Annotated in this window: 22 protein-coding genes; 8 read left to right on the top strand and 14 right to left on the bottom strand. The window is 67.4% G+C overall.

Annotated elements, in window-relative coordinates; genetic code table 11:
* Nucleotides 1-32: 32 nt before the first annotated feature.
* Complete coding sequence (locus MNR01_RS08505; RefSeq protein WP_241920465.1) at nt 33-1,481, top strand: sodium:alanine symporter family protein; 1,449 nt, start codon at nt 33-35, stop codon at nt 1,479-1,481.
* Nucleotides 1,482-1,502: 21 nt separating this feature from the next.
* Here MNR01_RS08505 and MNR01_RS08500 read toward each other — a convergent pair whose 3' ends face one another.
* The 7 genes from MNR01_RS08500 to prmA form a co-directional block, all read right to left on the bottom strand.
* Nucleotides 1,503-2,000: an N-acetyltransferase gene (locus MNR01_RS08500; protein ID WP_241920464.1), complete on the bottom strand. Its 498-nt coding sequence runs from the start codon at nt 1,998-2,000 to the stop codon at nt 1,503-1,505.
* Between the two features lie 150 nt (nt 2,001-2,150).
* Nucleotides 2,151-3,734, bottom strand: coding sequence for a bifunctional phosphoribosylaminoimidazolecarboxamide formyltransferase/IMP cyclohydrolase (gene purH, locus MNR01_RS08495; RefSeq protein ID WP_241920463.1), 1,584 nt, complete (start codon nt 3,732-3,734; stop codon nt 2,151-2,153).
* 113 nt (nt 3,735-3,847) lie between these two features.
* Nucleotides 3,848-4,528, bottom strand: a complete 681-nt coding sequence (locus MNR01_RS08490; protein WP_241920462.1) for a hypothetical protein — start codon at nt 4,526-4,528, stop codon at nt 3,848-3,850.
* 23 nt (nt 4,529-4,551) lie between these two features.
* Nucleotides 4,552-5,757: a serine protease gene (locus tag MNR01_RS08485; RefSeq protein ID WP_241920461.1), complete on the bottom strand. Its 1,206-nt coding sequence runs from the start codon at nt 5,755-5,757 to the stop codon at nt 4,552-4,554.
* 189 nt (nt 5,758-5,946) lie between these two features.
* Entirely contained in the window at nt 5,947-6,219 is a 273-nt protein-coding gene (fis, locus tag MNR01_RS08480; protein WP_158732267.1) for a DNA-binding transcriptional regulator Fis, read from the bottom strand.
* Nucleotides 6,220-6,403: 184 nt separating this feature from the next.
* Nucleotides 6,404-7,063 carry a DUF3426 domain-containing protein gene (locus MNR01_RS08475; RefSeq protein WP_241920460.1) on the bottom strand — a complete coding sequence of 220 codons (660 nt, stop codon included), beginning with the start codon at nt 7,061-7,063 and terminating at the stop codon, nt 6,404-6,406.
* Nucleotides 7,064-7,491: 428 nt separating this feature from the next.
* On the bottom strand, nt 7,492-8,412 hold the full coding sequence (prmA, locus tag MNR01_RS08470; RefSeq protein ID WP_241920459.1) for a 50S ribosomal protein L11 methyltransferase: 921 nt from the start codon (nt 8,410-8,412) through the stop codon (nt 7,492-7,494).
* A gap of 197 nt (nt 8,413-8,609) precedes the next feature.
* On the opposite strand from prmA, the gene MNR01_RS08465 reads away from it, so the two are divergent.
* The gene (locus tag MNR01_RS08465) at nt 8,610-9,608 is read left to right on the top strand and encodes a hypothetical protein (RefSeq protein WP_241920458.1); all 999 of its coding nucleotides are present in this window, start codon (nt 8,610-8,612) and stop codon (nt 9,606-9,608) included.
* Entirely contained in the window at nt 9,605-10,018 is a 414-nt protein-coding gene (locus MNR01_RS08460) for a hypothetical protein (protein WP_241920457.1), read from the top strand. Before MNR01_RS08465 ends, MNR01_RS08460 begins: the two co-directional genes overlap by 4 nt.
* A 99-nt stretch (nt 10,019-10,117) precedes the next feature.
* Here the strand turns inward: MNR01_RS08460 and accC are convergent, their stop codons facing one another.
* The 6 genes from accC to cutA form a co-directional block, all read right to left on the bottom strand.
* Complete coding sequence (accC, locus tag MNR01_RS08455) at nt 10,118-11,485, bottom strand: acetyl-CoA carboxylase biotin carboxylase subunit (protein WP_241920456.1); 1,368 nt, start codon at nt 11,483-11,485, stop codon at nt 10,118-10,120.
* Between the two features lie 9 nt (nt 11,486-11,494).
* Nucleotides 11,495-11,965 (bottom strand): acetyl-CoA carboxylase biotin carboxyl carrier protein, encoded by a 471-nt coding sequence (accB, locus tag MNR01_RS08450; protein ID WP_241920455.1) that lies wholly within the window; start codon nt 11,963-11,965, stop codon nt 11,495-11,497.
* Nucleotides 11,966-12,030: 65 nt separating this feature from the next.
* Entirely contained in the window at nt 12,031-12,468 is a 438-nt protein-coding gene (aroQ, locus tag MNR01_RS08445; protein ID WP_241920454.1) for a type II 3-dehydroquinate dehydratase, read from the bottom strand.
* A gap of 132 nt (nt 12,469-12,600) precedes the next feature.
* A complete protein-coding gene (locus tag MNR01_RS08440; protein WP_241920453.1) occupies nt 12,601-13,203 on the bottom strand; it encodes a TlpA disulfide reductase family protein in 603 nt (200 codons plus the stop codon).
* Nucleotides 13,203-15,467, bottom strand: a complete 2,265-nt coding sequence (gene dsbD / locus MNR01_RS08435) for a protein-disulfide reductase DsbD (RefSeq protein WP_241920452.1) — start codon at nt 15,465-15,467, stop codon at nt 13,203-13,205. Before dsbD ends, MNR01_RS08440 begins: the two co-directional genes overlap by 1 nt.
* Nucleotides 15,468-15,480: 13 nt before the next feature.
* Nucleotides 15,481-15,822 (bottom strand): divalent-cation tolerance protein CutA, encoded by a 342-nt coding sequence (gene cutA, locus MNR01_RS08430; RefSeq protein WP_241920451.1) that lies wholly within the window; start codon nt 15,820-15,822, stop codon nt 15,481-15,483.
* Between the two features lie 133 nt (nt 15,823-15,955).
* Here cutA and MNR01_RS08425 point away from each other — a divergent pair, with 133 nt between their 5' ends.
* A complete protein-coding gene (locus MNR01_RS08425; protein WP_241920450.1) occupies nt 15,956-16,441 on the top strand; it encodes a hypothetical protein in 486 nt (161 codons plus the stop codon).
* Between the two features lie 4 nt (nt 16,442-16,445).
* Here MNR01_RS08425 and MNR01_RS08420 read toward each other — a convergent pair whose 3' ends face one another.
* Nucleotides 16,446-16,847 carry a helix-turn-helix transcriptional regulator gene (locus MNR01_RS08420; protein ID WP_241920449.1) on the bottom strand — a complete coding sequence of 134 codons (402 nt, stop codon included), beginning with the start codon at nt 16,845-16,847 and terminating at the stop codon, nt 16,446-16,448.
* A gap of 524 nt (nt 16,848-17,371) precedes the next feature.
* Here MNR01_RS08420 and groES point away from each other — a divergent pair.
* The 4 genes from groES (at nt 17,372) to MNR01_RS17500 (ending at nt 23,112) form a co-directional block, all read left to right on the top strand.
* Nucleotides 17,372-17,659, top strand: coding sequence for a co-chaperone GroES (groES, locus tag MNR01_RS08415; protein WP_200608714.1), 288 nt, complete (start codon nt 17,372-17,374; stop codon nt 17,657-17,659).
* A gap of 104 nt (nt 17,660-17,763) precedes the next feature.
* Complete coding sequence (gene groL / locus MNR01_RS08410; RefSeq protein WP_200608712.1) at nt 17,764-19,401, top strand: chaperonin GroEL; 1,638 nt, start codon at nt 17,764-17,766, stop codon at nt 19,399-19,401.
* Nucleotides 19,402-19,564: 163 nt separating this feature from the next.
* Nucleotides 19,565-20,173: a DUF6445 family protein gene (locus MNR01_RS08405; RefSeq protein ID WP_241920448.1), complete on the top strand. Its 609-nt coding sequence runs from the start codon at nt 19,565-19,567 to the stop codon at nt 20,171-20,173.
* A 410-nt stretch (nt 20,174-20,583) separates the two neighbouring features.
* Nucleotides 20,584-23,112, top strand: coding sequence for a S8 family serine peptidase (locus tag MNR01_RS17500; protein WP_305852248.1), 2,529 nt, complete (start codon nt 20,584-20,586; stop codon nt 23,110-23,112).
* The last annotated feature ends 138 nt before the right edge of the window (nt 23,113-23,250 follow it).

Below are 23,250 nucleotides of genomic sequence, written 5' to 3'. Positions count from 1 at the left end.
CGGCGCCCTGCCTGCCTGCGGAATGCCCCTCGATGGATCTGGTCCTGCAATGGATTGAAACGCTGTTGTCGCCGGTAATCGGCCTGATCAACAAGGTCTTGTGGGATTACGTACTGGTCTATGGCCTGCTCGCGGTCGGCATGTACTTCACCGTGCGCCTGCGTTTCGTCCAGGTCCGGCGCTTCCCGCACATGCTGCACGTGATCGGTCGCGGCACCGACGGCGACAGCTCGGGCATCTCGCCGTTCCAGGCCCTGTGCACCTCGCTGGCCTCGCGCGTGGGCACCGGCAACCTCGCCGGCGTGGCGATCGCGCTGAGCGTGGGTGGCCCCGGGGCGCTGTTCTGGATGTGGTGCACGGCGGCACTGGGCATGGCCACGGCCTACGCCGAGAGTTCGCTGGCGCAGCTCTACAAGGTTCGCGACGAGAATGGCCAGTACCGCGGCGGGCCTTCGTATTACATGTCGAAGGGCCTCAAGCGTCCGTGGATGGGCGTGGCCTTCGCACTGTGCCTGCTGCTGACCTACGGCGCCGTGTTCAGCAGCGTGCACGCCAACGCCATGGCGCAGTCGCTCAGCGACGCGTTCGGCTTCAGCCGTGCGCAGATTGCCACCGGCCTGGTGCTGCTGACGGCGGTGATCATCTTCGGCGGCCTGCGCACGGTCGCCCGGTTCTCCGAGTGGGTGGTGCCGTTCATGTCGGTGGGCTATCTCGCCCTCGCCGGCTGGGTGGTCGTGACCCACCTGCCGGAGGTCCCGGCGGTGCTGTCGCTGGTGCTGCGCAGCGCCTTCGGCCTGGATGCGGCGGCCGGCGGCATCTTCGGCGCGATCGCGGTGGCGATGCTGCAGGGCGTCAAGCGCGGCCTGTATTCCAATGAGGCCGGCATGGGCAGCGCGCCCAACGTCGCCGCGGCGGCAACACCGATTCCGCACCATCCCTCGAGCCAGGGCTTCGTGCAGTCGCTGGGCGTGTTCATCGACACGCTGCTGATCTGCAGCGCGACCGGCTTCGTCATCCTGCTGTCGGGCGTGCTCGGCCAGGCCGGCGACGGCGTGCAGATCACCCAGGCGGCGATGACGGTGTTCTTCGGCGGCTGGGGCACCTACTTCGTCGCGATCGCGCTGTTCTTCTTCGCCTTCACCACGATCATCGGCAATTACTCGTATGCCGAGATGAACCTGATCTACCTGGGCGGTGGTCGCGGGAGCCTGTTGCTGCTGCGCCTGGTGACGCTGGCGGTGATCGTGTGGGGCGTTTTCTCGAAGGTGCAGCTGGTGTGGGACGCCGCCGATGCGGCGATGGCGCTGATGGCCTCGATCAACCTGGTGGCGATCATGATGCTGTCGGGCGTGGTCATCAAACTGACCCGCGACTACGACAGCCAGCTGCGCGCCGGAAAGTCGCCGACGTTCCATATCGCGCAGTACCCGGAACTGGGCGATGGCGTGGATCATGAGATCTGGAAGGAGCAGGGGAAGTAACTTCCCGCTGCACCGACGTCACTACTGCGCGGTGAAGCTCGCGTGGTACGTGACTTCGCCCGTGGCGCTGCGGTCGCCGAATGCCAACGCCTGGAAGTACTCGGCGGGCACGTCGCCAAAACGCAGTCCCGGTACCTGGCGGAAGCCGAAGCGCTGGTAGTACCCCGGCTCGCCCAGCACGACGCAGCCCAGCGCGCCGCGCTCGGCAAGTTCGCTCAGGCCTGCGCGGATGAGCGCGCTGCCGACGCCGTTGCGCTGGTCGCGCGGCGCCACCGACACCGGGCCCAGGCCATACCAGCGCTCGGTGCCGTCGCCGACGCGCACCGGCGAAAAGGCGACGTGGCCGGCGATGCGGCCGTCGATGTCGGCCACCAGCGACAGACTCAAGGCGCCGTCCGCACGCAGGGCGTCGACGATCCGCTGTTCGGTGCGACCGGCTCCTTGCTGGTCGGCGAACGCCGTGGCGATGAGGTTGCTGATGGCCGTGTGGTCGGCCTGGGTTTCGGTTCGTATCCACATGGCTGGATGCGCCTGGCAGGGTCCGCACAGTCTGCCGCAGGGGCGGTTATGGCGCGGTCAGGACGACTTGGCGGTACAAGGACCTGGCGGCGCAAAGCATGATCCCGGCTTGCGCCGGGATCATGGGGTGCAGCCTGGGCGTACCCGCGATCAGTGGCGGAAGTGGCGCACGCCGGTGAAGACCATGGCGATGCCGTGCTCGTCGGCGGCGGCGATGACTTCGCCGTCGCGCATCGAGCCACCCGGCTGGATGACTGCCTTGATGCCGGCTTCGGCCGCCGCGTCGATGCCATCGCGGAACGGGAAGAACGCGTCGCTCGCCATCACCGATCCTGGCACCACCAGGCCCGCGTCGGTTGCCTTGATGCCGGCGATGCGGGCCGAATACACGCGGCTCATCTGGCCGGCGCCGACGCCGATGGTGCGGTGATCCTTCGCATACACGATCGCGTTGGATTTGACGAACTTCGCCACGCGCCAGGCGAACAACAGGTCGGCCATCTGCCCGGCAGTCGGCGCAAGCTTGCTGACCACTTTCAGCTCGTCGGGGGTCACCTCACGGATGTCGCTGGTCTGCATCAGCAGGCCGGAGCCGACGCGCTTGATGTCGAAGTTGTTGCGGCCCTCGCCGTGCGGGATGCGCAGCACGCGGACATTGGCCTTCTTGCGGGCGTAGTCGAGTGCGCCTTCTTCGTAGTCGGGTGCGATCAGCACTTCGACGAACTGGCGATCGAGGATGGCCTTGGCGGTGGCCGCGTCGAGCGTGCGGTTGAAGGCGATGATGCCGCCGAACGCCGAGGTCGGGTCGGTCGCGTAGGCGAGCTCGTAGGCATCGCCGCAGGCGACGCCCTCGGCGACGCCGCAGGGATTGGCGTGCTTGACGATCACGCAGGCCGGCTGCTCGAACTGGCGCACGCATTCCCACGCGGCGTCGGCATCGGCGAGGTTGTTGAAGCTCAGTTCCTTGCCCTGCAGCTGGGTGAACGTCGCCAGCGTGCCCGGGACCGGATACAGGTCGCGGTAGAACGCGCCGTGCTGGTGCGGGTTCTCGCCGTAGCGCAGGTCCATGACCTTGACGAAGTTGCTGTTCTGCTGCGCCGGGAACAGCGCGCGGCTGCCATCGGCCTGCAGCGCCGAGAGATAGTTGCCGATGAAGGCGTCGTACTGCGCGACGCGGTTGAACGCGGCCACCGACAGGGCGAAGCGCGTGGACGCGGCGAGTGCGCCGTCGTTGTCCTGCATTTCGCTGATGATCCCGGCGTACTGTGCCGGATCGGTGGCGACGGCGACGCGGGCGAAGTTCTTCGCCGCCGAGCGCAGCATCGCCGGGCCGCCGATGTCGATGTTCTCGACGATGTCCTCCATCGTGCTGGCCGGGTCGGCCGAGACCTTCTCGAACGGATACAGGTTCAGCACCAGCAGGTCGATCGCGCCGATGCCGTGTTCGGCCATCACCGCATCGTCCGTGCCGGCGCGACCGAGCAGGCCGCCGTGCACCAGCGGGTGCAGGGTCTTGACCCGGCCGTCCATCATCTCGGGGAAGCCGGTGACGTCGGAGACGTCCTTGACCGCCAGTCCGGCCTCGCGGATGGCCTTGGCGGTACCGCCGGTGGACAGCAGCTCAACGCCATGGGCGGCCAGTGCCCTGGCAAGTTCAATCAGGCCGGTCTTGTCGGATACGGAAATCAGCGCGCGGCGGAGTTTCACCGGCGAGGCAGCGGCAGCGATGCTCATGGGGGGGGCTTGGGAGGCGGAAAACCCCGGAATTATACGCTGGCCCCCGCTGGCGCCGGGTCGATCGTTGCGGGAGCCGCGCAGCCAGCCGGGCTGCGCGGCTCGTCTGCGAGCTACGGCGTGGCGCCGGCGACGGCCTTGGCCGGAGCGGGCGGGAAGTAGAAATCGATCTCGTCGCGCACGGCCAGCATGGCCGGGTCGCGCGGCAATTTGGCGGCCACATCCACCGCCGTCGTCTTCAGCCACTCCAGGCCGGCCTTGCCGAGCCCGTCGTCGCCTGCCGTGCCCATGGTCCACAGGTTCTGCGCGCGCGTGGCGGTGCGCTCGAAGGTAAAGCTGGTCACCGTCTTGCCGTTGAGCAGGACCTCGTAGCGGATGACGAGGCGGTCGTTGGTGACGACCGGGATGATGCCCAGCGTGCTGCCCGACAGCACCGCGCTGAGCAGGCCCGCCGCGGTGCCGCCGGCCGTCGGGCGCACGGTGTGTGTCACGATCAGCGACAGCGGGCTGCCGGCCAGTTCCTTGTCGAGCGCCGACAGCGCCGGTTCGGCCTTGAGCACGGTGAACACGTCGTCGCCGGCGAGCGAGCTGAGGAACTTCATCGGCGGCAGCGAGGCCGCTTTCTGAGGCGCCACGGCCACTGGCGCGGGGATCATGGGTGCGGAGGGCACGGGTGCGGAGGTCACGGGTGCGGAGGGCACGGGTGCGGAGGGCATGGGCGCGGGGATCACTGGCGCCGTTGCCGGTTCGGCGGACATCGCCTGCAGCGGCAGCAACAGGGCAACGGCGAGCATCGACTCTCGAATCATGGCGCGCCTCACTGGTAGCAGTTCAATTGGACGGTGTTGCCCAGCGCGGCCTTGTTGGCCACCTGCATGCTACCCGCGCCGACCGGTCGCATCGATGCGAACGCCACCTTCTCGCGACGCAGGAACATCGCCACGTAACGCGCGTCGAGGGCGAAGTTGACGTTCTGCGGAATCTGTCCCCTCTCGGCCAGCGTGGCGGCATTGAGCGTGCTCACTGCCATGCCGAGCAGTTCGCCGTTGTCGGACACGATCGGCCCGCCGCTGTTGCCGGGCTGGATCGGTGCCGAGAACTGGAACATGCCCATCGAACCGCGCAGGCCCTTGCTCGCGCTGATGTTGCCGCGGGTGACATTGGGCGAATCGCCAAGCAGGCCCTGCAGCGGGTAACCGACGCTGGTGACCGATTCGCCAAGCACGATCTCGTTGCCTTCGCGCAGGGCGATGGCGCCGGCATGCGGCTTGCCCGAGTCGAGCACGGCGACATCGAGCAGGTCGCTGTATCCCTTGGCCTTGACCGGGAAGGTCTCGCCGTCCTGGTGCGCTTCGATCAGCACGCAGTCGCGCGAGACGTGGGCGGCGGTCAGTAACTGGCCGACGCCGTTGACGAAGAAGGCGGTGCCGGTGCGGATCGGCTTTTCGCGATTGACCAGCGGCGCCAGGTCGATCGCCGCCACCGAGCGGGTGGCCGGCATGCGCGCGGGGTCGGGCTTGACGCGGTTCTGGATGTCGCTCATGACCTGGCCGATCGCCACCTTCGATGCATCGCTGGCGGTGGCATTGAGGTTGCCGCGAATCGCCACGAGCTGGTCGCTGCTGCCGCTGATCAGCTTGGTGCCATCGACGCCGTAGACGTCGTACTTCACCGTCAGGCGGATCTTCGCCGCCTCGCGCTTCCATTGCGGATCCAGGTCGACGAGCAGCGCGTAGCGTGCGTCAGTGGTCGACGGCACGACGTGCAGGCTGGGGAAGTAGCGCTGGCCGACTTCCGTCAGCGCATCGGAGAATGCCTTGCCAGGCTCGACCCACATGTTCGCGGTCGGCACGTAGCTCCTGGCGCTCAGCACTCCGGGGGGCACATAGACGGCGATTTCCGTAGCGTTGGCTACGACCGGGGCTGGACGGGTGGCCGAAACGGCCGATGACATCGCAACGACGGATGCAACGAGCACCAGCACGGGCATCACCCGCGCAGGTGTGGACACGACAGCTCGCATTTGGACAGCCTCCCCAGACTGTTGCGCGCCAGCGGCGTACTGCGCCGTTGCGCGACGTGATCGCTCGGACTTGTTGCCTCGGACGTAGTGCTTGTCTGGCCTGCCCCATGAGGGACATGGCCAGTGGCGCGAGTCTAGCCCATCACTATCGGCGCCGGACAGGCCGGGGCCGGGGCCGGCGCCGGTGGCTCAGTCGAGGCCGTACTCGCGCAGTTTCTTGCGCAGCGTGGCGCGATGGATGCCGAGCATGGATGCCGCGCGGCTCTGGTTGCCGTCGCAGTGCTGCAGCACTTCAATGAAGAGCGGGATCTCGAGTTCGCGCAGGGCGATCTCGTAGAGGTTCTCGGTCTCGCTGCCGTCCAGGTCGCCGAGGAAGCGGCGGATCGACGTCGCGACATGATCGCGCAACGGTACGCGCGGGGCGCTGCGTGCGGAGTCGGTGCGGTCGGCGGCTGCGTTCAACGTGATCCCCAAGATATTTCCGGTGTTGCCGGCGGTGTTTCCGGTATTTCCGATGCGACCGGTGCTTCCGGTATTCCGGTGCTGGCCTGGTGTTGCGGTGTCGCCGCCGGTCCGCACTGGGGCGGCGACGGGAAGCGGAGTCTAGCGCGGGCCCGTCGCAGGCGACAATGTGATGGCGTGCGGTTCATCGGAAGTCGAAGGTAAACGCGACGATACGCGGCGCCGGTTCGATGACCTCCAGCGTCACGGTCGCGCTCTGTCCGGGCAGCAACACGTCAGTGGCCTGTTGATCGGGACGGTACTCGCCAGGAGTGAACGCGCGCTGTCCGGCCAACCGGCCGTCGACATCGGACAAGCCAAGCAAGAGGGTCGGCCATGGCTGCGGCCAGTGTGCGTCGTTGCGGAAGCTCGCTTCGACGGCAAGCACGCCAGCACTGCCGGGCTTGGCCCGTACGTTTCGCTGGATCATCGTCAACGCCGCCGGCTCGTGCCACGGCGGCAGTTCGCAGCGGGCGACGGTGCACAACGCCGCAACATACGGGCGCCAGCGTGCATCGGCGGCAAGCTCGCGGCGCTGTGCCAGCATCAACTGCAGGCCAAGCAGCGCGATCAGACCGGCCACCGCCACATACCAGCGCCAGTGCACAGGCGTGTTTGCCGCGGCTGCGTGCCGGCTGGCGAAACTGGGTTCTCCCTGGCGACGCGGGCGCGTTCCACGGCGTTGCCGGCGCGGTGCTGCCGGACGGATCGCCGCGGCCTCGATGGCCTGTTCGAAGGTCGGTGCCGTGTCGGGTTCGCCGTCCGTCGCGGCGCCTGCCGGTGGCGTGGCGTCTGCGGAACCCATGGGCAGATCCGCTGCCTGTGGTGGTTCCGCTTCCGCGGTCGATTGCGCAGTGCCGGCGTCAGTCGTGTCGACGGTCTCGACGATGGCGGTATCGGCGATGTCTGCTGCCTGCACCGGGCCATCGCAACGCGGACACCGCTGCGCGGCGCGATCGCTTGCGGCGATCAGCGCAACCAGGAATCCGCAATGAGGGCACGGGACAAACATGGCGTGAGTCGAGTTGAAACCGGAGGTGATGACGGTGGTGCGGCAGCGCGGAGCGGAGCAGGCATGCCGGCCGATGGCCGGTCACGTGCATTGCTGTCCATCGCCGCACGTCATGCCGCAAGCCGGGTGCGTGGCAATGCCATCCCCATCCCCGTGCCCCGCCGATCCCCGCTTTCGCGTTTTCGGTGAATCCCCGGGGGTATTCAAGCACGTCGACGCGGTCAGCGGCGACGCACGCCTGTGACGCGCATCCAGTCTTCGAGCCGTTGCGCCTGCAACGACTCGAAGTCGGCCGCGTAGCGCGCCATCACCTCGTCCTCCTGGCCGGCGAGGATGCCCGACATGGCGATCCTGCCGCCGGGCGCGACCCGGGCGGCCAGGGTGTCGGCCAGCGCAACCAGGGCCGAGGCGAGGATGTTGGCCACGACGACCGGATAGGTGGCCACCGGCTCCTGGTCGGGCATGAAGGCATGCAGGTGGTCGCCAACGCCGTTGCGTTCGGCGTTGTCAGCCGTCGCCAGCAGGGCCTGGGGGTCGTTGTCGACGCCGATCGCCTCGGCCGCGCCCAGCTTGAGCGCGGCCAGGGCGAGGATGCCCGAGCCGCAACCGAAGTCGAGGACGCGGGCGCCGGCCAGCGCGCCTTCGCCGGCAAGCTGGTCCAGCCATTGCAGGCACAGGGCCGTGGTCGGGTGCGTGCCCGAGCCGAAGGCCAGGCCGGGGTCGAGCCGCACCACGGCGGCATCGGCGGCGTCCGCGCCGGGCGGGAGCTCGTGGTTCCAGGGCACGATCCAGGTGCGCGCGCCGAACTGCAGCGGTTCGTACTGGTCCATCCAGACCCGTTCCCAGTCCTGGTCGTCGACGTCGCGGAAGGTGGCGTGCGACCAGTCCAGGCCTTCGTCGGCGGCAGCCAGGGCGTACAGCAGCAACTCCCGCGGCGTGCCGCCCTCGAACAGGGCCGTCAGCGTCAGCTCGTGCCACAGCGGCGTTTCGCCGACGCCGGGCTCGAAAATCGCCTGTTCGTCGGGTGCATCGGCGTGGGCATCGGCCAGGGTGACCGCCAGTGCGCCGACGTCCTCCAGGGCGCGCTCGTACCGCGGCTGCTGGATTTCGGAACAGGGCAGGGTGAGCTCGAGGTACGGCATTGGCGGCGGGCGCGATCGGCTGCGCATGTGCAAGGGGGGCGGCCATGTTGGGGGGTGGGGCGGGCGCCGTAAAGCCGGTCCGGCCGAGCGGCCAGGCCGCCCGCCCGTCCAGGACGGGCGGCCTGTTCAGTCAGACCGCACCGTGTGACGGTGGCGTCATGCCCTAGAATGGCCGCCTTGTTCGCCGAACCGGCTGTATGCGGAAGTCCTACACGCTCGAAACAGGATTCAGGACGCGTCCCCTCCCGGGATCGGGCACGCGTGCGCGCGTCTCGGTCGTGGTGGTCGCGCTGTCGATCCTGTTCGTGGTCGGCGTGGCCTGGGTCCGCAACGGACGTTCCAGTGTCGGCGTGGACAGCACGTTGCAGATGGGCGCCGTTGGCGCGGTGGTCGCCCAGTCGTCCAGCGGCGGCGATGTTGCGCCTTCGCAGGCGATCACGGTGGCGCCGGTGACCGGACACGTACCGCAGATCCGCGTCGAGTTCGAACGCAGCGACGATCTGTTTGCCTACATGCAGTCGCTCGAGCCGGCGGTGCGCGATGGCGACGCCGACGCGATGTGGATGGTGAGCCGCGTCTACGACTACTGCTCCGGTTACGCCATGGCACCGTCCGCGTTTGCCCGCGACACGCAGGTCATCCGCGACATGGCCATGCGCGGCTCGCCGGCGATGGTGGCGGCGCGCGAGCGTATCGGCCGGCGCTGTGCCCGCTTCGTGCCGCAGGACGATCTGTCGCCGCGCATGATCGTGGCCAAGCGTGTCGAAGCGGCCGAGGCGGGCAGCCTTGCCGCGGAAGCATCGCTGATGGCGTCGGGCAAGCCGGTCAAGGAAGGCGAGGCCTATGTGCGCGACCTCGTCGAACGCGTGAAGGAATCGAAGGATCCCGACGCCTACTCGGCGCTTTCGCCCGAGATGGGCATCGCGTCCAGCGGTCGCGTCGCTCTGTCCGACCAGGTCGCCGGCACCCAGTTCTCCGAACTGGCCTGGCAACTGGCGGCATGCAGGCTCGGTCTCGATTGCGGGCCGCAGAGTTCGCTGATGACCTCCTACTGCGCCAACGGCGGAATCTGCTCGACCGATCCGTCACAGGATTTCCCAAGTTTCGTATACGACGCCGCGATTCCACGGCAGGGCGTCGATGTGGTCAATGCAATGGTCGACTCGCTAATGCGCGAGAAGAGGGCTGGAAAATGAAGAAGTTTGGATTCGGCGACAAGGCGCGCCGCTATTTCTGGGTGCTGTTGTTCGCCACCTATTCGGTGTCGGCCGCTGGCGTGATGATCGACGTGCTCGGCGACGAGTACCGGCATCTTTCCCAGGTGGCGGTGACGACGGTGGATTCGGAAGAGGGCGTGCGCATGTCGGGCGCGGCCCAGGTGGCAGCGGTCTATCGCGCCAGCAGCGGTGCGCCGTTCTCGACGTTGCCGCCGGGCAGCACTTTCAAGGTGGTCTGGCCCGACGGTTCCAGCGAGTACGTGATGATCGTCAGCCCGTCGTCCAGCGCCGGCGTCAATCCGATCCCGGGCAGCAAGCGGGAAGCACCTTCGCCGCTGGCGGAGAACGATGCCTCGGCGGATGCGTCGCCGATCGTCGGCTCGCGCTGACGCGCTGACGCGTTGACGTTGCCCCGGCCGGGCCGCACCGGCTGAAATGAAAAACGGCGCCCTTCGGCGCCGTTTTCAATTGCGCAAGGCAACCACCGATCAGACGATCGACAGTGCCTTTTCCTTCTGTTCCTTCAGGCGCTTTTCCAGGTAGTGGATGTTCATTCCACCCTGCTGGAAGCCGGCGTCCGACATGATCCGCTGCTGCAGCGGCACGTTGGTCTTGATGCCGTCCACGACCATCTCGCTCAGCGCCACCCGCATGCGCGCGATCGCGGTCTCGCGATCCGGGCCGTGCACGATCAGCTTGCCGATCATCGAGTCGTAGTTGGGCGGCACGCGGTAGCCTTCGTAGATGTGGCTGTCCACGCGCACGCCCGGGCCGCCCGGGGCGTGGAAGTGCTGGATCAGGCCCGGGAACGGCATGAACGTGTCCGGATCCTCGGCGTTGATGCGGCACTCGATCGCATGGCCTTCCAGCACCACGTCGCTCTGCTTGATCGTGAGCTTGTGGCCGGCGGCGATGTTGAGCTGCTCGCGCACCAGGTCGATGCCGGTGACCATCTCGGTGACCGGATGCTCCACCTGGATGCGGGTGTTCATCTCGATGAAGTAGAAGCGGCCGTTCTCGTACAGGAACTCGAACGTGCCGGCGCCGCGGTAGCCGATGCGCAGGCAGGCCTCGACGCAGACCTTGCCGATCTCCGCGCGCTGCTCCGGCGTGATGCCCGGTGCCGGCGCTTCCTCGACCACCTTCTGGTGGCGGCGCTGCATCGAGCAGTCGCGCTCGCCCAGGTGGATGGCCTGGCCCTGGCCGTCGGCCAGCACCTGGATCTCCACGTGGCGCGGGTTCTCCAGGAACTTCTCCATGTAGACCATGTCGTTGCCGAAGGCGGCCTTGGCTTCGGACTTGGTCGTCTGGATGGCAACCGTGAGGTGCGCTTCGGTGTGGACCACGCGCATGCCGCGACCGCCACCGCCACCGGCGGCCTTGACGATGACCGGGTAGCCGATCTCGCGCGCGATCTTGACGTTGGTCGCCGGGTCGTCGCCGAGCGGGCCACCGCTGCCGGGCACGCACGGCACGCCGGCGGCCTTCATCGCGCGGATGGCTTCGACCTTGTCGCCCATCAGGCGGATCGTGTCGGCCTTGGGCCCGATGAAGATGAAGCCCGACTGCTCCACGCGCTCGGCGAAGTCGGCGTTCTCCGACAGGAAGCCGTAGCCCGGGTGGATCGCCTGGGCGTCGGTGACCTCGGCGGCAGCGATAATCTGCGCCATGTTGAGATAGCTGTCGGTCGACGGCGCCGGGCCGATGCAGACCGACTCGTCGGCCATGGCGACATGCTTGAGGTTGCGGTCGACGGTGGAGTGCACCGCGACCGTACGGATGCCCAGCGCGTGGCACGCGCGCAGGATGCGCAGCGCGATCTCACCGCGGTTGGCGATTACGACTTTATCGAGCATGGGCTGATCTCACCCGATGACGAACAGCGGCTGGTCGAACTCGATCGGCTGGCCGTTCTCGACCATCACCTTGAGCACGGTGCCGGCGACGTCGGCCTCGATCGGGTTGAACATCTTCATCGCTTCAATGATGCCCAGGGTGTCGCCGGCCTTGACCGCCTGGCCGACGCTGACGAACGCGGGCTTGTCCGGCGACGGCGAGCCGTAGAACGTGCCGACCATCGGCGCGCGCACAACGTGGCCTTCCGGCAGGTCGGCGTGCGGCTTGGCGTGGCCGCCGGTGGCGGCCTCGGTCGGGCCCTGCATCGGCATCACCGGCGCGTGCGCGACCGGGGCGGCCTGCATGACCGGTGCGGCCACGGCGACGCCACGCGGCGTGCGGGCGAGGCGGACGGACTCTTCGCCTTCCTTGATCTCGATCTCGGCGAGATTGGACTCCTCGAGCAGGTCGATGAGCTTCTTGATTTTGCGCAGGTCCATGGTGGGCCTCAGGGTCGTTGATGATGGTCGTCCCGGGCTAACGGGGCGACGGTATTGAGGGGTGGTCAGGTCAGCCGCTTGAGCGCGGCGTCGAGGGCGTAGCGGTAGCTGTCGGCGCCGAAGCCGCAGACCACGCCGACGGCAAGGTCGCTGAAGTAGCTGGTGTGGCGGAACGGTTCGCGCCGGTGCGGGTTGGACAGATGGACTTCGAAGAAGGGGATCGCCACCGCCGCCAGTGCGTCGCGGATGGCCACGCTGGTGTGGGTGAAGGCGGCCGGGTTGATCAGGACCAGCGTCGTGCCGTCCTCGCGGGCGGCCTGGATGCGGTCGACCAGTACATGCTCGGCGTTGGACTGCAGGCTGTCATAGGTGTGGCCGGCCGCCTGGGTGCGCTGGCGCAGGTCGGAATCGATGTCGGCCAGAGTGGCGTGGCCGTACACCTCCGGCTCCCGGGTGCCGAGCAGGTTGAGGTTGGGGCCGTGCAAAACCAACAACTTCGCCATGGCAGACCCGTGACGCTCCTTACCGACTGCTCGAAAGAGGGGCAGTGTGCGCGATGCCGGCCGGGGTGTCCAGACGTTCGCTACCGTATCGACGAAGTTCCAAGGACTTAAGCAATTGTTTGAGTGGTCGCTCTAATTTGCGACCCAGTCGTCGATTTCGCCGTGCTCGAACGGGCCGATCTTTTGCTTGAGAAGCCGCCCATCGGCCGAAACCAGCACGGTATAGGGCAGAACGCCCTTGGCGTTGCCCAGTTGAACGCCGGCGTCGCCCGGGCCGGCCTGGTCGAGCAGGATGGGGTAGCGGACCGGAATGCGCTGCAGGAACGCCCGCACCGCGGCGGCATCATCCAGCGCGATGCCGACCACTTGCGTGCCGTTGGCACCCTGGCTGGCCGCAAAGCGGTCGAGCTCGGGCATTTCCTCGATGCACGGCCCGCACCAGCTCGCCCACAGGTTGATCAAGATGGGGCGGCCGGAATAGTCGGCCGGAATCCGCACCGGCGCGCTGTCGAGCCCCGGCAGCTGCAGGGCCGGGATGGCCTTGCCGCGACGGGCGACTGCCAGCCCGGCCGGCGGCGCCGGCGCGCCGGCATCCATCACCGTCTGCAGCGCGCGCTGGCCGACCTCACTGCGCAACAGCGGACCGGGGCCGTTCGACCAGAGGCCGGCGAGGACGCCGAGCGTGCCGGCGGCCACGGCGACCAGCAGGATCTTGCTGGTGGCACTCAACGCCATCAGCGGCTGGCCTTGCCGATGCGTTCGACGAACGGGCCGGCCTGTTCGAAGCCGAACAGGCGCAGGTTGCGGCGCTCGCTGCCATCGACGTAATACAAGGTGGCCGGCGGCCCGATGATGCCCAGTTGCTTCATCAGCGCCTGGTCGACCTCATCGTTGGCGGTGACGTCGGCCTTGAGCAGGACGAAGCCGGACAGCGCCGCATGCACCGAGGCCTCGGGGAAGGTGTACTTCTCCATCTCCTTGCAGGCCACGCACCAGTCGGCATAGAAATCGAGCATGACCGGCTTGCCGGCGGCCTTGGCGGCGCCGACCTCGCGCTCCAGGTCGGCCAGTGACTTGATCCTGCGGAACGGAAGCTCGGCCGCATGCCCGCCATTGCCGCCGCGCAGGCCGGCCAGCGGTTGCAGCGGATCGCTGCTGCCGGCCATCGCGCCGACCAGCTGCGCCGCGCCGACCACGCCCAGCAGCATCGCCGCCGTCCAGCCCAGCACGCGCACGCCGTAGCGCTGCGCGGCCTTGATCGCCACTGCAATGGTGGCCGCCGCTGCCAGCAGCAGCACACCCCACAACGCCATCGTTGCCGCGCCTGGCAGGACGCGCGAGAGCATCCACACCGCAAGGCCGAGGAAGATGAAACCGAACGCGCGCTGCACCGCGACCATCCACGGGCCGCTGGTCGGCAGGCCCTTGCCGGCGGCCACGCCGAAGGCCAGCAGCGGCACGCCCATGCCCATGGCCAGCAGGAACAGCGCGGCGCCGCCGAACACCGGGTCCTGGGTCTGGCCGATGTAGAGCACGCCCGCCGCCAGCGGCGGCGCCACGCACGGACCGACGATCAGTGCCGACAGTGCGCCCATCACCGCCACGCCGGCCCAGGAGCCGCCGCGCTGGTGATCGCTCATCGAACCGAGCTTGTTGCGCAGGCCTGCCGGCAGCTGCAGTTCGTAAAGGCCGAAGCTCGACAGCGCCAGCGCCACGAACAGCAGCGCGAACGAGCCGATCACCCACGGGTTCTGGAAGGCGATCTGCAGGTTGGCGCCGACCAGTCCGGCGATGACGCCGGCAACGGTGAACACCAGCGCGCTTGCCAGCACGTAGACGAACGACAGCGCAAACGCGCGGCGCGCGCCCAGGCCCGGGCCATGGCCGGCGATCAGGCCGGACAGGATCGGGATCATCGGCAGCACGCAGGGCGTGAACGACAGCAGCAGGCCGAAGCCGAAGAAGCTGGCCAGCGCCCACCAGCGATTGGGGCCGGCCAACGATGCGGCCAGGCGGCTGTCTTCGGCGAGGTCGCCGTCAGGCTTCGACGCAGCCCCGCCAACCACCCCCGCCGGCAACGCAACCGAAACCGTCCGCGTCATCGGCGGATAGCAGATGCCATCGGTCTGGCAGCCCTGGAAACCGGCCGTCAGCCGGACCGTTGCCGCGCCGGGCTTGCTGCGCGTCAGCGCGACCGGCAATTCGACCTGATCGAAATAGACGACCACGTTGCCGAAATGCTCATCGCGATGGGCCACACCCTGCGGCCAGCGCGGCTGACCGAGCGCGATGCCGGCCTTTGTCGCAGCGTCATCGAGGCGCAGCGAGGTCTTGTCGCGATACAGGTAATAGCCCTTGGCCGGAGTAAAGCGCAGCAGCAGCGTGTTGCCGTCGCCGGCGATCGCCTCGAAACCGAACGCCTGCTCCGGCGGCAGCGGCAATGCCTCGGCGGCGCCCGCCTTGCCAGCCAGCAGTCCGCCGCCCAGCGGCGCGGCACCGCGCGCCGGACCGAACGCGACCACCGGTTGCGCCGCCGTCGCGCCCGCGTCGGGCAGGGTGACGCTGAGGCTGCGTGTCTGCGGCGGATAGCAGATGCCGGCGTCGGCGCAGCCCTGGTAGCGCACCTTCAACGTGACCTGGCGCGGTGCGCCGGCCGCCGGCTTGCCCGGCAGGACCGCGGTGAGTGCCTGCCGGTACGTCTCGACCCGGCCGAAGAACTCGTCCTCGTGCGACTTGCCCTGCGGCAACTGCAACGTCTGTGCGGCGAAAGCGGGATCGGCCTGCACCGAAATGCGGTGCCGGTAGAGGTAGTAGCCGTCGGCGATGTGCCAGCGGATCTCGATGCGGTCGTCGCCCGGCGCTTCGGCGCGCAGCGCGAATGCTTCATCGACCGGCAGCAGGTCGTCGGGATTGATCGCCGCCAGCGCCGGCGTGGCAGCCAGCAGCGGCGCCGTGACCAGGACCAGGTTCAGCAGCGCGCCGCGCAGTCGTGACAGCATCAAGGGAGTGGGCTCAATCATCTTCACGGGTCTGTTCGGCCACCCACTGCAGGTAGGGGGCAAGGCCGCCAACGGCTTCGACCGCAACCGCCTCGGGCAGTTCATAGGAATGCAGCGCCTGCAGCCGGGCGATCAGGGCGTCCTGGCGGTCGGCGGTGGTCTTGATCAGCAGCAGGACTTCATGCGCCTGCTCGACCGCGTCGTTCCAGCGGTACGTCGACGACACGCCGGGCAGCACGTTGACGCAGGCGGCCAGGCGCTCGCCGACCAGTGCCCTGGCGATGGCGTCGGCGCTTTGCGGGTCGGCGCAGGTGCTGAGGACCAGCCGTACGGACGAGGCGGGGGACGGGGTCATGAGGGGCGCAAGTGTAGCCGCCACCCCGGGGGCGGGCTAATCCCTTCCGGCCGGACGCGGCCTTGCGCAAGGTTAGGGTGGATGACGTAGGCTGCCGGCGCCGGCATGGTCCCGGCGCGTCGCAGGAGGTTCGATGCCCCACCGCAACCGCCCACGCAGCACCCTCGCCGCCAGGGTCGTGATGGCACTGGCGCTGGCGACGGCCGTGCCGGCGACATTCGCGGCCCAGCCGGCACCTGCCTACGGCATCCGCGTGCGCGCGGCCTGCCTGCTGACCAACGCCGCGACGACGCGGGTCCTGGCCGACCTGAGCTGCGAAAGCGCCATGAACTGCTGGAGCGAGCCGGAAGCCATGAGCCTGCTCGACGCTGCCAGCGACGAGGGCGTGGCTGCCGCACCGGGCGAGCTGCTGTACGTGGATGGCGGCGGCAGCGTGCTGGCCGAACCGCCGATGCAGGGAACGATCCGTGCGATCTGGGCGGCCACCCTCGAGCAGCCCCCGGCGCCCAGGCGCCTGCAGCTGGCCGTGGATGGCGTGGCGGCGACCGCACCCTTCGAACCCGCGGCCGACTGCGCGGCGTTGCCACCGGCTGCAGTGAAGCGACTTTCCGGCGGCTGATCGCCTACAGCGCGGGTGTGCGACCCCGGCCACGGCCGGTTCGCAGTTGCGCCAGTTCCTCGACGACTTCGACCAGCGGCGCCTTCGAGCGCGTCGGCGCCTCGCGGAACGCGGCCAGCAGCCGCAGCTCCAGCGGATCATCGACCAGCAGGGCATCGGCGGCCGCCACCGAATCCAGCGCGGTGTCGGCCGACAGGCCCATGGTGCCGCGGCCGGTGGCCAGCCACTCGAACTGCACCCCGGTCACCAGCGCGATCTCGCGCAGGTGCGCCACGCTCGGGTACTTGCCGCGTGCGGCCTCCCAGTGGCCAACGGCGCTGCGCTGCACCCCGACCGCCGCGCCGAGGGCAGCCTGGGACAGGCCTCGGTGGCGCCGCGCCAGGCGAATACGCTGCTGGGGTGTCATGGAATCTCCTCGGCTGGATACCGATATTCACGCAGTGACCAAAACTCACCCAATGCTGTGTCCAATGGGTAGCGGCACGCGTCGATTTGAGCAGCCGAGGTCAATGGTTTCAAGCTTTTCACGGAAGGCGTGATACCAGCAGTCAGCACGCCCAGGCTGGCCCCGAGGGCCGGCAAAGACCAATATTGGCTCCTGCCGACAAGGGCGTTGGTAGTGACAAGGCGTCGGTTCGGGGCCGTGCGCAGGACGCGACGAGCACAGGACAGCCACCTCCGTACCAGAAAGAGCGCGTTCCCTCGGGGGCGCGCTCTTTCTTTTTGTGGCCTGAGGGCCAGCGCCCGCCCGGCGCCTCAAACGCACGCGCCCCTTGAAAGCCCAACAAGCGGACCCAATCTCCCCCGCTGTCCCGGTTCGCCGGGTTTCTTCGTCCCTGACATTGGCACTCGCCAGGGCCGACTGCTAAAATTCAATCCGTTTTGCTGTCCGTTCAATAACTTACGTCAATCCCTCGGAGATTTGTCGCGATGAATATCAAGCCGCTCTACGACCGCGTGGTCATCAAGCGCATGGAAGAAGAAAAGATGTCCGCTGGCGGCATCGTGATTCCGGACTCGGCCACCGAGAAGCCGATCAAGGGTGAAGTCGTCGCCGTCGGCACCGGCAAGGTCCTCGACAACGGCAACGTCCGCCCGGTCTCGGTCAAGGTTGGCGACAAGGTCCTGTTCGGCAAGTACAGCGGTACCGAAGTCAAGCTCGACGGCACCGAATACCTGGTGGTGAAGGAAGACGACATCTTCGCGGTGCTCGCCTAAGAGCGCCCCGAGCGGGCAGGAACGTCGCGCAGCGCGCGCTTCCACCGCCCCTCGACTTCGTACCAGTTCCAAATTCCCCAATTCCGCTTTTGAGGTAATAGAAAATGGCTGCCAAGGAAATTCGTTTCGGTGAGGACGCGCGCGTCAAGATGCTGCGCGGCGTCAATGTGCTCGCCAATGCCGTCAAGGCCACCCTCGGCCCGAAGGGCCGCAACGTCGTGCTCGAGAAGAGCTTCGGCGCCCCGACCATCACCAAGGACGGCGTCTCCGTCGCAAAGGAAATCGAGCTTGCCGACAAGTTCGAGAACATGGGCGCGCAGATGGTGAAGGAAGTCGCTTCCAAGACCTCCGACAACGCCGGTGACGGCACCACCACCGCCACCGTGCTGGCCCAGGCCCTGATCCGCGAAGGCATGAAGGCCGTCGCCGCCGGCATGAACCCGATGGACCTCAAGCGCGGTATCGACAAGGCCGTCGTCGCTGCCGTCGACGAGCTGAAGAAGATCTCCAAGCCGTCCTCGACCAGCAAGGAAATCGCCCAGGTCGGTACGATCTCGGCCAACTCCGACGCCAACATCGGCGACCTGATCGCCCAGGCGATGGACAAGGTCGGCAAGGAAGGCGTGATCACCGTTGAAGACGGTTCGGGCCTGGAGAACGAGCTCGACGTCGTCGAGGGCATGCAGTTCGACCGCGGCTACCTGTCGCCGTACTTCATCAACAACCAGCAGTCGATGCAGGCCGAGCTGGACGACCCGTTCATCCTGCTGCACGACAAGAAGATCTCCAACGTGCGTGACCTGCTGCCCGTCCTCGAGGGCGTGGCCAAGGCCGGCAAGCCGCTGCTGATCATCGCCGAGGAAGTCGAAGGCGAAGCGCTGGCGACCCTGGTGGTCAACACCATCCGCGGCATCGTCAAGGTCTGCGCCGTCAAGGCACCGGGCTTCGGCGACCGTCGCAAGGCGATGCTGGAAGACATGGCCGTGCTGACCGGCGGCACCGTGATCTCCGAGGAAGTGGGCCTGCAGCTCGACAAGGCCACCATCAAGGACCTGGGTCGCGCCAAGAAGGTGCAGATCTCCAAGGAGAACACCACCATCATCGACGGCGCCGGCGAAGTGTCGGGCATCGAAGGCCGCATCAAGCAGATCAAGGCGCAGATCGAGGAGACCTCCTCCGACTACGACCGCGAGAAGCTGCAGGAGCGCGTGGCCAAGCTGGCCGGCGGCGTTGCAGTGATCAAGGTCGGTGCGTCGACCGAGATCGAGATGAAGGAAAAGAAGGCACGCGTCGAAGACGCCCTGCACGCTACGCGTGCGGCCGTTGAAGAGGGCATCGTCCCGGGCGGCGGCGTTGCACTGCTGCGCGCCAAGGCTGCGATCGCCAACCTCAAGGGTGCCAACGAAGACCAGAACCACGGCATCCAGATCGCCCTGCGCGCGATGGAAGCGCCGCTGCGCGAGATCGTGACCAACGCCGGCGAAGAGCCGTCGGTCATCGTCAACAAGGTTGCCGAGGGCAAGGGCAGCTTCGGTTACAACGCTGCCAACGGTGAGTTCGGCGACATGATCGAGCTGGGCATCCTGGACCCGACCAAGGTCACCCGCACCGCGCTGCAGAACGCGGCTTCGATCGCCGGTCTGATGATCACGACCGAGGCGATGGTTGCCGAGCTGCCGAAGAAGGACGAGCCGGCGATGCCGGGCGGCGGCATGGGCGGCATGGGCGGCATGGACTTCTAAGTCCCCTCCAGTTGCTTGCCACACAAGGGAACCCCGCAGCGATGCGGGGTTCTTTTTTTGCCCGGCACGGGCGGGCGACGCTTCGGCAATTGGTCTTCGCTGGCGGACGCCACGGGCCGTCATACCCGTGCGGCCACCGCCCGCGCCGGCTAAGCTCGCGCGCATGCCGACCTCCCTGATCATCGTTGACGACTTCCTCAGCCCGCGCGACGCGCTGCAACTGCGCGAGGTCGGACTGAAGCTCACCTATCCCGAACAGCAGGGCGCCTTCCCCGGACGCAATTCGCTCGAGCGCATCGAGATCGACGGCCTGGAGCATGGCGTGTCCAGCCTCGTCGGCGAACGCGTGCGGCCGGTCTCGCCACTGCAGTCGCATGCCAAGTTCCGCATGACGCTCGCCAGCGATATCGGACGCGCAAAGGTCCACATCGACCAGGCGTACTGGTCCGGCATCCTCTACCTCAGTCGCCCGGAAGATTGCGTCGGCGGCACCGAGTTCTTCCGTCATCGCGCAACCAATACCGACCGCGCACCGATCGACGACAACGAGATGCGCGCCATGGGCTTTTCGTCGATGGAGCAGATGCATCGCGAGATCATCGAGCGTGACAGCACCGACGAGTCGAAGTGGGAGCTCACCATGCACGCGCCGATGCGCTTCAACCGGCTGGTGCTGCTGCGACCGTGGTTGTGGCACACCGCAGGCCCGGCTTTCGGTGACCGGCTGGAGAACGGGCGCCTGGTCTACCTGATGTTCTTCGCAGCGGCGTAGTCGCGCCAACAGGCCGCAACGCGTCATTCCCGCCTTCAGGCCAACGGCGACTTTTCCAGTCGCCACGGCGGCAATTTCCATGCCACCCGATCGGCCCATTCACTGGCCGAAGCGCATCGCCTTGCGCGTTTGACTCCTTGCGCTATCGCTCGAGCCCCGGGCACGGCGTGAAGCCATTGTGAAAACCGGCGCAGTCATCTTCCTGTGCCGGGGCAGGCGCGAACTCTTGTTGCATTGCCGCGCGCGGAGACTGCCTTTTTCTGTCAACAATGGCGCCACAGGGGGCTGTTCCATTTTTGCGTCATCACCTAATTTGAAGAAGGGGATTCGCAGTGAAGAAGCCATCCGTACTTGTCGTTACGGCGCTTGCAAGCGCCTGCATGGTTGCCCTGGCCGCACCGGGATCATCCGTGCTGAAACAGATTTTCCCCGATGAACCCCTTCCCGAGCCCGAGGCCGGACCGGCCAAGGACGAGACCCCGCAACGCTGGTTCGTCGAACTCAGTGCCGCGCCAGAATCCGACGGCGGTTCGGCCACGTCGCTGCAGGCAGAGAAGAAGGCATTCCGCGATGGCGCCCGCGCCGCGCGCATCAACTACCGCGAGAACTTCGCCTACAACGATCTGTTCAACGGTCTGTCGATCACGGTCACGCGCAGCCAGTTGAGCACGGTTGCGCGCCTGCCCGGCGTCAAGGCGATCTGGCCGGTTGAAGTGATGCAGATGCCGGACCCGGTCGCCAATCCGCAACCGGACCTCGTCACTGCGCTGACCATGACCGGCGCCGACATCGCCCAGAACGAGCTCGGCCTGGATGGTCGTGGCGTTCGGGTCGCGGTGATGGATACCGGCCTGGACATTGACCACCCGGATCTCGGCGGCACCGGCACCAACCACGGCACGCCGTTCCCGACCTCGCGCGTGATCAAGGGCTGGGACTTCGTCGGCGATGCGTTCAATGCCGACCCGTCGTCGCCGAGCTACAACCCGGTCGCGACCCCCGACAGCAATCCCGACGACTGCAACGGCCACGGCACGCACGTGGCAGGCATCATCGGCGCCAACGGCGTGGTCAAGGGCGTTGCGCCGAAGGTGAAGTTCGGCGCCTATCGCGTCTTCGGCTGCGAAGGCTCGACCACGGCCGACATCATGATCGCGGCCATGGAACGCGCGCATCACGACGGCATGGACGTGCTCAACATGAGCATCGGCTCGACCTATCAGTGGCCGGAATACCCGACCGCCAAGGCCGCCTCGCGCCTGGTCAACAAGGGAATAGTCGTGGTGGCCTCTGCCGGCAACAGCGGTGCCACCGGCCTGTACTCGACTGGCGCCCCGAGCACCGGCGAAAAGGTCATCTCCGTCGCCTCGTTCGACAACATTGCCGCGCGCCAGCGCTACTTCACGGTATCGCCTGACAATCTGAAGGTCGGTTTCAACCAGGCCACCGGCTCGCCGCTGGCGCCGTCGTCGGGCAGCGCGCCCCTGGGCCGTGTCGGCACCGCCACCACCACCGACGCCGCCTGCGCCGCGTTGCCTGCAGGCAGCCTCACCGGCCAGGTCGCACTGATCCGTCGCGGCACCTGCTCGTTCTACATCAAGGCCATCAACGCCCAGAACGCCGGCGCGGTGGGCGCGGTGCTGTACGACAACGTCGTCGCCGCACCGCTCAATCCGACCGTTGCCGGCACGCCGTCGGTGAACATCCCGGTCGTCGGCACCACCAAGGCCTTCGGCGATCTGCTCGATGGTCGATTGGCCGGTGGCCCGGTCCAGCTGACCTGGACCAGCGGGGTTGATTCGTTCCCGAACGCGGTTGGCGGCTACATCTCCTCGTTCAGTGCCTACGGCCTGTCGCCGGATCTGACGCTCAAGCCCGATATCGGCGCTCCGGGCGGCTCGATCTACTCGACCTATCCGCTCGAAGGCGGCGGCTACGCGACGATCAGCGGTACCTCGATGGCTTCGCCGCACGTGGCCGGTGCCGCAGCGCTGCTGCTGCAGTCGGCCCCGAACACGAATGCCAGGAACGTCGCGGGCATCCTGCAGAACTCGGCAGTGCCGAAGAACTGGTCGCTCAGCCCGGCCTCGGGCCTGCTCGACCATGTGCACCGCCAGGGCGCCGGCATGCTGCGCATCGACAACGCAGTGACGGCGGCCGTCCGCATCAACCCGGGCAAGCTGTCGCTGGGTGAAGGCACCAGCGGCGCGACCACGCATGCGATCACGCTCAAGAACACCGGCAAGACGCCCGTGACCTACACGCTGTCCTCGGTCAACGCGGTGACCACCGGCGAACCCACCTTCGTGCCTGATTTCTGGCTGGGCGAAGCCGGCGTGACCTTCTACTCGTCCACGGTGACGCTGACGAAGAACCAGAGCGTCACGATCCCGGTGACGATCACGCCGCAGGCCGCGCCGGTGGGCGGTCAGTACGGTGGCTACCTGGTGTTCACCCCGAACGACGGCAGCCCGACGCTGCGCGTGCCGTTCGCCGGCTACATCGGTGACTACCAGCTGCGCCAGGTGCTCAAGCCGACGGCCAATGGCTTCCCGTGGCTGGCGAAGTTCAACGGTGCGTCCTACACCAACCAGCCGGCGGGTGCGACGTACACGATGGTCGGCGATGACATCCCGTACTTCCTCATCCACCAGGACCACCAGGCGCGCGAACTGCGGCTGGACGTGTACGAGGCCGGTTCGGGCAAGCTCTGGTACACCGCCTACAAGGAAGAGTTCCTGGGCCGCAACTCCTCTGCGACGAGCTTCTTCGCCTACTCGTGGGACGGCATCACCACGAAGAACAAGAACAAGCAGCTGGTCGTGCCCAATGGCAGCTACATCCTGAGGCTGTACGTGCTCAAGGCGCTGGGTGACGAGAACAACCCGGCCCATTGGGAGCAGTGGCAGTCGCCGGTGGTGACCATCGCGCGTCCGTGATTGGCGCTTGATGCAATGAGTCAAAGCAGACCCCGCCGAGAGGCGGGGTCTGTGTTTTTGTGCGCTGTGCGCACGCAAGTATCATCAAATCCCTATTCAGCAAATGGCTTTTCCACAGCTTTCTGAACCCGCGAGTTC

The organism is Lysobacter sp. S4-A87, assembly GCF_022637455.1.
Taxonomy (GTDB): domain Bacteria; phylum Pseudomonadota; class Gammaproteobacteria; order Xanthomonadales; family Xanthomonadaceae; genus Lysobacter_J.
Note: the sequence above shows the minus strand (reverse complement) of the source record. Positions and strands in the feature narration are given on the sequence as shown.